This is a genomic window from Aquirufa sp. (assembly GCF_044239315.1).
Taxonomy (GTDB): Bacteria; Bacteroidota; Bacteroidia; order Cytophagales; family Spirosomataceae; genus Aquirufa.
This window is the reverse complement of record NZ_JBIIBQ010000016.1, coordinates 56,508-63,358: the sequence shown is the minus strand read 5'-3', so window position 1 is coordinate 63,358 and position 6,851 is coordinate 56,508. Positions and strand designations below refer to the sequence as shown.

Below are 6,851 nucleotides of genomic sequence, written 5' to 3'. Positions count from 1 at the left end.
AGGCGTAGCAAACGTTAATATCAATTTATTGATTCACGCCTTTCCTCAATCTAAAATCATAGCTCGTGGTGAGCAATTGACCGTTCGCGGTTCTAATGACCAAATTGCATTGGTGGAAGCCATCGTTAACTCGTGCATTGCACATTTAGACAAGCACCATACCCTGTCCGAAAAACATATGCAGGCCTACATTGATGCGGTATTAAATCCGACCGGTGAGGAAAAAGAGCAACCTTGGGTGGAGGATAAAGACGTACTTCTTTTTGGCAATAAAGGAATCGTAATTAAGGCCAAAACTCCGAATCAACGTAAACTCGTTGATGCCGCCACTGAGAATGATATTGTTTTCGCCATTGGACCAGCTGGTACAGGTAAAACATACACTGCTGTGGCTCTAGCGGTGAAAGCTTTGAAGAACAAAGAAGTAAAGAAAATTATCATTACGCGTCCAGCTGTAGAAGCAGGAGAAAATTTAGGCTTTTTACCTGGTGATTTGAAAGAAAAAATCGATCCCTATTTGCGTCCCATTTATGACGCTCTGGACGATATGATCCCTGCTGAAAAATTGAAATTCTATTTAGAAAATCGGACTATAGAAATCGCACCGTTGGCCTACATGCGTGGCCGTACCTTAAATAAAGCGTTTATTTTACTGGATGAAGCCCAAAACACCACCTCCATGCAAATGAAGATGTTTTTAACGCGTATGGGAATTCAATCGAAGACGATTATTACGGGTGATAAATCACAGGTAGATTTACCTAAGAACCAAACTTCGGGTCTGGGCGAAGCGGAACGTATCCTTTCAGGAATTAATGGAATTGCTTTTGTGGAATTAGATGGATCCGATGTGGTGCGTCACCGATTAGTGCGAAAAATCATCGAAGCCTATGGAAAGCAAGACAAATAGGATTATTCAGGCCGTTAGTCCCGAAGAAATCGATCAAGTTTTCGCCATCCGGACGGAGGTTTTTGTCAATGAGCAAAAGTGTCTTCCTTCAGAGGAATTTGATGAACTAGATGCAGTAGCTAAACATTATCTTTTGTTAGAAGAGGAAATTCCAGTTGCAACTGGACGTTACCGAAAAACCGAAAAAGGCATCAAAGTCGAGCGCATAGCCACTTTAGAAACCTCAAGAGGTAAAGGTTATGCCTCTTTAGTGGTGAACCATATTTTGGCTGAAGCCTCGTTAGCTTATCCTGATTGCGGTTATTTTTACTTACATGCACAGGTTTCTGTGATGCCGCTTTATGCTTCTCTTGGATTTAAAGCTTATGGTGAGAGGTTTGTTGAGGCGGATATTGAGCATCAAGCAATGTGCTTAGATAAGAGATAAGAGAGTATAGAGTAGAGATATGAATTCGAACTTCGGACTCATTTCCTTCGGACTATTTTTTATATATAAAAAAAGGGGCTTTAGGGCCCCTTCTCTATACTCTATACTCTATACTCTCTAATCTCCTAGCGACTAGAATGGTAAATCATCCCCACTCTCCGCAGCTAATGGAGGGAATTGGTATCCACCCGCAGCTGGTGTAGGCTCCACTCCTGCTGGAATCGAACCTGTGCGATCTAAACGATAAGCACGGATTTCAGTATACCAACGCTCGTTGTATTCTCTTGATTCTACATTGAATTGAACTTTCACGATTTCGCCCTCTTGAACTGGCGTTAAATCTTGTGTTTTATCTCCCCAAACCGACATACAAACCTTTTTAGGGTATTGATCTTGTGTTTCGATCACGAATTCTTGCTTGATCCAGTTGGTACCATTTTTACCTGTTCCTGTAACCTCAGGTAATTTCTTGATTAATTTTCCGCTTATTTCTAAAGCCATTGTAAGAATTTTTTGAGTTCTGTAATTGTTGGCAAGTAAGTAAATAATTGGTAATTTTACTAACCGTTTTTGGCGATGTGGTGAAATTGGTAGACACGCTACCTTGAGGTGGTAGTGCCGTTAAGGTTTGGGAGTTCGAATCTCCCCATCGTCACTTTATTTTTTGTTTAATCTGTAAATCATGTTGAAGATGAAACCTTACAGTGTATTGCTTTACTATAACTATACTCCTATCCCGAATCCGGAGGAGTACCGTGTAAAACATCACCTTTTTTGTATTGAAAATAACCTTTTGGGACGCATTATTGTGGCTTCTGAAGGATTGAATGGCACCGTTTCTGGCCTGCAAGAGGATTGCGATGCCTATATGAAGTGGTTAGAATCTGACCCCATTTTTGCTGGCACTGATTTTGATTTCAAAGTCGATTACAACGATGAGCACACCTTTCATAAGTTGCATGTACGCGTAAAGGATGAAATTGTACATTCTGATCTAGGGGTTGATCCTCGTGTTAGAACAGGGAAACATTTAAAACCTAAAGAATTCAAGCAATTATTGAAGAATGACCCCGATGTGGTTTTGGTAGATATGCGTTCGAATTACGAACACGAATTAGGTCGCTTCAAGGGTGCTTATACGTTTGATATGGAAAATTTACGTGATTTACCAGATCACGTGCAAGAAATAGAGCATCTGAAGGACAAAAAGGTAATCACCTATTGCACGGGTGGTATTAAGTGTGAAAAGGCATCAGCTTATTTGATTGAAAAAGGGTTTAAAGATGTGTATCAGTTGCATGGTGGCATCATTAAATATGGTTTAGAAGAAGGTGGTGAGGATTTTGATGGTTCTTGTTACGTGTTTGATAATCGTGTCGCTACGGCGGTGAATTCAGTTAATCCGGAGGTTGTATCTGAATGCCATGTATGCCAAACAAAATCGGATCACATGGTCAATTGTGCGAATCCAGAATGCAATGAGCATTTAGCGATTTGTCCCTCCTGCTTAAAAGAAATGGAGGGTGCTTGCTCGCAGGAATGCAAAGATCATCCGCGAAAGCGTCCATACAATGAGAAGGGTTATTATTCCAAAAACTCAGTAGGCTACTCTCCTGAATTAGGTTTCAAATCCTTTAAACGGACAGAGAAAATAGAAAAACAAAAAAAGGCTCAGTTATGAGCCTTTTTTCTTTTTGGCCAAATTCTCCTGAACTCTAAATAAAGTGATCTCTTTAATGAGTTCCAAAGGCATAGGCGAATGGTAGGGGAATTTGATCGCGCCTTTCGATCCTTCATAGGGCGCTAATTCTTGTACGAAATTCTTGATGCCGCTAGGCGTCGGATAAAAGCCCAAATGGTTATTCCACGCAGCAAAATGGATTAAATTCCCATTTAATTTAAAGGTAGGCATTCCGTAAGACATCGTTTCTTCTGTTCCTTCCGGCACGACTGAGCGGATGGCATCACGTACTTCTATTAAAATCTTTTGTGTTGCTTCCGGAAAAGTCTTGATGTATTCATCCATGATATTAGGCTAATTGACGGTGTCTAGCAAACAAAAATAAAGGGAATGCAAAGGCAAATCCAATTAAAACGGTGGCTAATAAATAAAGGTACAGGTATTTGATTTTAATACGCAATCCCTCTACCAGTATAAAAAAGGTCCCCGTTATGGCCCCTGTCCAAAAATCGCAGCTTAAACTTTTTGCATAAGGGTTTGATGTCCAGGTGCTTTGGACAAAATCAACCACATTAAAATTCCCGTTGTTTAGCATCATTCCTTCATAAACGTAGTAAAAGGTAATACTTCCTCCTACTAAAGAGAGAAATAGATAGAAATAGTGTGCATTTTTCATATGATTGATTTTATGGTGATTATTCGTCCTCGCATTTCCACGCGATCCCCTTCTCTTTTTCCTTTTAACTCGACGCCTAGTGGAGATTCGATGGAGATGGCATAAATGGCATCCGTTTTACCATATCCAATAGAGATATAATACGTTTCTTGATCTGTCTCCACTAAACTGCCTTCTGCTACAACAGAGGATGAGGGTAAATTAGCAAGTCGATCTAGCTTGTTTAAAGAATAGAGTGTATTGTCTACCAAAGCACTCAGTTTATCCATCTCCCTTTGCATCATTTCTCGACCCGTTTCAAATTTATCGCCTGCGCTACTTTTCGTATCTGAATCTCGGGATTCTTTGGCCAAAACATATTCTCTTCGCGCTTCTTCTAGTGTTTTCTCTAGAATTGAACGAAGATTCGCATGTATTTCGGATTTTTTACTTTTCATGTAAGGCTAATTACATTGGAAAATTATCAATAAATTTGCGAATGACCTATTTCTCTCCCACTGACTTAATTATTAATCCGGACGGAAGCTCCTATCATTTGAACTTAAGGCCTGACCAAATTCCAGACACCTTGATTTTAGTGGGTGATCCAGAACGTGTACCTAAGGTCTCTGTTTACTTCGATGAGGTGACTGAAATAGTTCACAAAAGAGAATTTGTGACACATTTAGGTGTTTTACAGGGGAAGCGAATCGGTGTATTATCGAGCGGAATAGGTTCTGATAATGTGGAGATTGTGATGAATGAATTAGATGCTTTGGTAAATATTGATTTCCAAACGCGTCTGGAGAAAACAGAAAAAAGATCTTTACAATTAATTCGAATCGGTACTTCAGGGAGTATTCAAGCACATATTCCAGTGGATTCCATTTTAATTTCAACCGCAGCCATCGGATTTGATAATTTGTCTCAGTTTTATGGATTTGAGTCTGCCCAATCAATTTCAGCTGATTCTTTGCAACAATGGACGCAAACCATTGATTATCCTCTGCCCCTATATGCGGCGAAAGCCAGTGCCAAATTGCTAGAAATATTTAAGCCATTAAACGCCTTTGAAGGAATTACTTTAACGGCACCTGGCTTTTATGCGCCTCAAGGCAGGACTATCCGTATGCATTCTATCAGACCAGATTTTCTGCAGAAGGTTGCAGGAGCTAAATTGGAGGGTCAAGAAATGACTAATATCGAAATGGAAACGGCGGCTTATTATGCCTTCGCTGGGGCTATGGGACATGAAATGATTTCTTTGAACGCTATTTTAGCGAATCGAATCACGAATGAATTTTCGAAAGATCCTGAGCAACAAATTGCCTCTTTAATTCAGAAAGCTATAGCATTAATCGCATAACGTAATCATCCATAACGTAGCCGTTGCCAATATCTAGGACCATTTCACGTTCCTTGATGAAACCTTTCTTTAAGTAAAAGTCTACGGCTGAATTTTGTTTGTTAACATTCAAATAAATTGATTTTAGGCCTAAATTGCGGGCTTGCAGGCTAATTTGATCAATAATGAAGGTTCCTGCCCCTTTTTGTTTCAAGGAAGGACGTAAATAAAGTTTGTGTAATTTACCTTCGGTGTCATTTTGCTTTTCAAAAGCACAATACCCTATCGCAACGCCATCGACTTCTAGCACTGAGAAAAGGTCTATTTGTGGAACTAATACTTCGGAAGCGTACATCATAGGCATCATGTACTGCGTTTGTTGCTCAGATAAAATAGCGTCATAGGTGGGCCTCCAGGCTTCTTCTGCAATTTCTTGAATTAGTGGTATGTCTTCTAGGGATGCTTTACGTAAAATCATCCTCAAAATTTGTAAATTGCACTCAAAATAGCAACATATGAAGCCACTTATTCTCATCGCAAACGACGATTCTATCTATTCCAAAGGCATTCGTGTCCTAACTGAAATCATGTCAGAATTAGGGGAAGTGGTGGTAGTCGCTCCTGATACGCATCAATCGGGTATGGGTCATGCCATTACATTGGGCGAGCCATTGAGAATAGAAAAAACGACCAATTTTGGCGAACATATTCAGTCGTATAAATGCTCAGGGACACCAGCTGATTGCGTTAAAATAGGGAAACACCAGATTTTAAAGGACCGCAAGATTGATTTAGTCGTTTCTGGCATAAATCATGGTTCAAATGCGTCTATAGCCGTTTTATATTCTGGAACCATGTCAGCTGCCATCGAGGCAGCGATGGAGGGAATTCCTGCTATTGGATTCTCCCTTTGTGACTTTGGGTCCGATGCAGATTTCTCGCACTGCCACGATTACATCATTAAAATTTGCCAGCAAGTACTACTTCATGGCTTACCTAAAGGTTTAACCCTAAATGTGAATTTCCCTGCTCACTCTTCCATGCCTTTGCAAGGTGTAAAAGTCGTAAAGCAGGCTAATGCAATCTTTAGAGAGCGATTTGAGGAGCGTAAAGATCCTTATGGGAAACCCTATTATTGGATGGATGGTGACTTGTACAATGAGGATTTGAATAACAATACCGATTTAGATGCGTTAGCTGAAAATTTCGTGAGTATTGTTCCAGTTAAATATGATTTGACGGATTATGATGAATTAAAGCAGATGCAGAGCTGGGATCTTTAAGAGGGTCAAAACACTCAGTGCATCTGTTATCTCTCCGTTTTTAGCCATCTCGATAGCTTCATTTAAAGGTATCCGACGTATTTTTAATTGTTCTGTTTCTTCTGGGCAGGCTTGTTGTTGACTGAGGTTTTTAGCTATATACATTATTGCCTTCTCATCACTTACAGAATTAGACAGGTAGACCTCCCCTAACTTTGTCCACTCGGAAGCTTTTAGTCCAGTTTCTTCTAAAAGTTCACGTTTAGCTGCTTCTAATGTGGATTCGCCTGATTCGATTGAACAGCCTCCCTCAGGTACCTCCCACGAATAGGAATTCAAGGTATAGCGGTATTGTCCTACTAGATAAGTAAATCCTTCAGAATCGATCGGTACAATCGAAATAGCAGTGTTTTTAAAGTGAACTTTGCCGTAAATTCCGGGATTACCCGCGGGATTTAGAACTTCGTGATGTTCTACTTTAATCCAAGCATTCTCGTAGACCGTCTCTTTGTTTATCGTTTTCCAGGGGTTGATTTCCTTTTCCATCCGGTAAAAATACTATCTTTGTCCT

The 6,851-nt window shown here is 40.1% G+C and carries 11 protein-coding genes and 1 tRNA gene; 6 read left to right on the top strand and 6 right to left on the bottom strand.

Going from position 1 to position 6,851, the window contains the following annotated elements; translation table 11 throughout:
• Positions 1–19 precede the first annotated feature (19 nt).
• Both ACILP5_RS07445 and ACILP5_RS07440 read left to right on the top strand, forming a co-directional pair.
• Complete coding sequence (locus ACILP5_RS07445; RefSeq protein ID WP_395618029.1) at positions 20–910, top strand: PhoH family protein; 891 nt, start codon at positions 20–22, stop codon at positions 908–910.
• On the top strand, positions 891–1,337 hold the full coding sequence (locus tag ACILP5_RS07440; RefSeq protein WP_395618028.1) for a GNAT family N-acetyltransferase: 447 nt from the start codon (positions 891–893) through the stop codon (positions 1,335–1,337). The genes ACILP5_RS07445 and ACILP5_RS07440 overlap by 20 nt, the downstream gene beginning before the upstream one ends.
• Positions 1,338–1,469: 132 nt before the next feature.
• Here ACILP5_RS07440 and ACILP5_RS07435 read toward each other — a convergent pair whose 3' ends face one another.
• A complete protein-coding gene (locus ACILP5_RS07435) occupies positions 1,470–1,838 on the bottom strand; it encodes a DUF3127 domain-containing protein (RefSeq protein ID WP_130896587.1) in 369 nt (122 codons plus the stop codon).
• A 71-nt stretch (positions 1,839–1,909) separates the two neighbouring features.
• Between ACILP5_RS07435 and ACILP5_RS07430 the strand changes: the two genes are divergently transcribed.
• Together ACILP5_RS07430 and ACILP5_RS07425 are read left to right on the top strand one after the other, a co-directional pair.
• Positions 1,910–1,992: transfer RNA gene (locus ACILP5_RS07430), tRNA-Leu, on the top strand.
• A 36-nt stretch (positions 1,993–2,028) separates the two neighbouring features.
• Positions 2,029–3,018, top strand: a complete 990-nt coding sequence (locus ACILP5_RS07425; RefSeq protein ID WP_395618027.1) for a rhodanese-related sulfurtransferase — start codon at positions 2,029–2,031, stop codon at positions 3,016–3,018.
• On the opposite strand, the gene ACILP5_RS07420 is transcribed toward ACILP5_RS07425, so the two are convergent.
• From ACILP5_RS07420 to ACILP5_RS07410, 3 genes are read right to left on the bottom strand one after another with little or no spacing between them, the layout of a single operon-like run.
• Positions 3,013–3,363 (bottom strand): iron chaperone, encoded by a 351-nt coding sequence (locus tag ACILP5_RS07420; RefSeq protein ID WP_395618026.1) that lies wholly within the window; start codon positions 3,361–3,363, stop codon positions 3,013–3,015. The genes ACILP5_RS07425 and ACILP5_RS07420 overlap by 6 nt on opposite strands.
• 4 nt (positions 3,364–3,367) lie before the next feature.
• Complete coding sequence (locus ACILP5_RS07415; RefSeq protein ID WP_395618025.1) at positions 3,368–3,694, bottom strand: DUF2834 domain-containing protein; 327 nt, start codon at positions 3,692–3,694, stop codon at positions 3,368–3,370.
• Complete coding sequence (locus ACILP5_RS07410; protein ID WP_395618024.1) at positions 3,691–4,131, bottom strand: hypothetical protein; 441 nt, start codon at positions 4,129–4,131, stop codon at positions 3,691–3,693. The genes ACILP5_RS07415 and ACILP5_RS07410 overlap by 4 nt, the downstream gene beginning before the upstream one ends.
• A gap of 41 nt (positions 4,132–4,172) precedes the next feature.
• Between ACILP5_RS07410 and ACILP5_RS07405 the strand changes: the two genes are divergently transcribed.
• Positions 4,173–5,039, top strand: coding sequence for a nucleoside phosphorylase (locus tag ACILP5_RS07405; protein ID WP_395618023.1), 867 nt, complete (start codon positions 4,173–4,175; stop codon positions 5,037–5,039).
• Here the strand turns inward: ACILP5_RS07405 and ACILP5_RS07400 are convergent.
• Positions 5,020–5,496 carry a GNAT family N-acetyltransferase gene (locus ACILP5_RS07400; RefSeq protein ID WP_395618022.1) on the bottom strand — a complete coding sequence of 159 codons (477 nt, stop codon included), beginning with the start codon at positions 5,494–5,496 and terminating at the stop codon, positions 5,020–5,022. The two genes, ACILP5_RS07405 and ACILP5_RS07400, sit on opposite strands and share 20 nt — an antisense overlap.
• Before the next feature lie 37 nt (positions 5,497–5,533).
• Here ACILP5_RS07400 and surE point away from each other — a divergent pair, with 37 nt between their 5' ends.
• A complete protein-coding gene (gene surE / locus ACILP5_RS07395; RefSeq protein ID WP_395618021.1) occupies positions 5,534–6,301 on the top strand; it encodes a 5'/3'-nucleotidase SurE in 768 nt (255 codons plus the stop codon).
• Here the strand turns inward: surE and ACILP5_RS07390 are convergent.
• Positions 6,272–6,826 carry an NUDIX domain-containing protein gene (locus ACILP5_RS07390; RefSeq protein WP_395618020.1) on the bottom strand — a complete coding sequence of 185 codons (555 nt, stop codon included), beginning with the start codon at positions 6,824–6,826 and terminating at the stop codon, positions 6,272–6,274. The genes surE and ACILP5_RS07390 overlap by 30 nt on opposite strands.
• Positions 6,827–6,851: the final 25 nt, after the last annotated feature.

Bases quoted from the DNA above. Each gene is read 5' to 3' on its own strand.
- ACILP5_RS07415 (WP_395618025.1), bottom strand. From the start codon at position 3,694: ATGAAAAATGCACACTATTTCTATCTATTTCTCTCTTTAGTAGGAGGA.
- ACILP5_RS07440 (WP_395618028.1), top strand. From the start codon at position 891: ATGGAAAGCAAGACAAATAGGATTATTCAGGCCGTTAGTCCCGAAGAA.
- ACILP5_RS07420 (WP_395618026.1), bottom strand. From the start codon at position 3,363: ATGGATGAATACATCAAGACTTTTCCGGAAGCAACACAAAAGATTTTA.
- surE (WP_395618021.1), top strand. From the start codon at position 5,534: ATGAAGCCACTTATTCTCATCGCAAACGACGATTCTATCTATTCCAAA.
- ACILP5_RS07405 (WP_395618023.1), top strand. From the start codon at position 4,173: ATGACCTATTTCTCTCCCACTGACTTAATTATTAATCCGGACGGAAGC.
- ACILP5_RS07390 (WP_395618020.1), bottom strand. From the start codon at position 6,826: ATGGAAAAGGAAATCAACCCCTGGAAAACGATAAACAAAGAGACGGTC.
- ACILP5_RS07410 (WP_395618024.1), bottom strand. From the start codon at position 4,131: ATGAAAAGTAAAAAATCCGAAATACATGCGAATCTTCGTTCAATTCTA.
- ACILP5_RS07435 (WP_130896587.1), bottom strand. From the start codon at position 1,838: ATGGCTTTAGAAATAAGCGGAAAATTAATCAAGAAATTACCTGAGGTT.
- ACILP5_RS07425 (WP_395618027.1), top strand. From the start codon at position 2,029: ATGAAACCTTACAGTGTATTGCTTTACTATAACTATACTCCTATCCCG.
- ACILP5_RS07400 (WP_395618022.1), bottom strand. From the start codon at position 5,496: ATGATTTTACGTAAAGCATCCCTAGAAGACATACCACTAATTCAAGAA.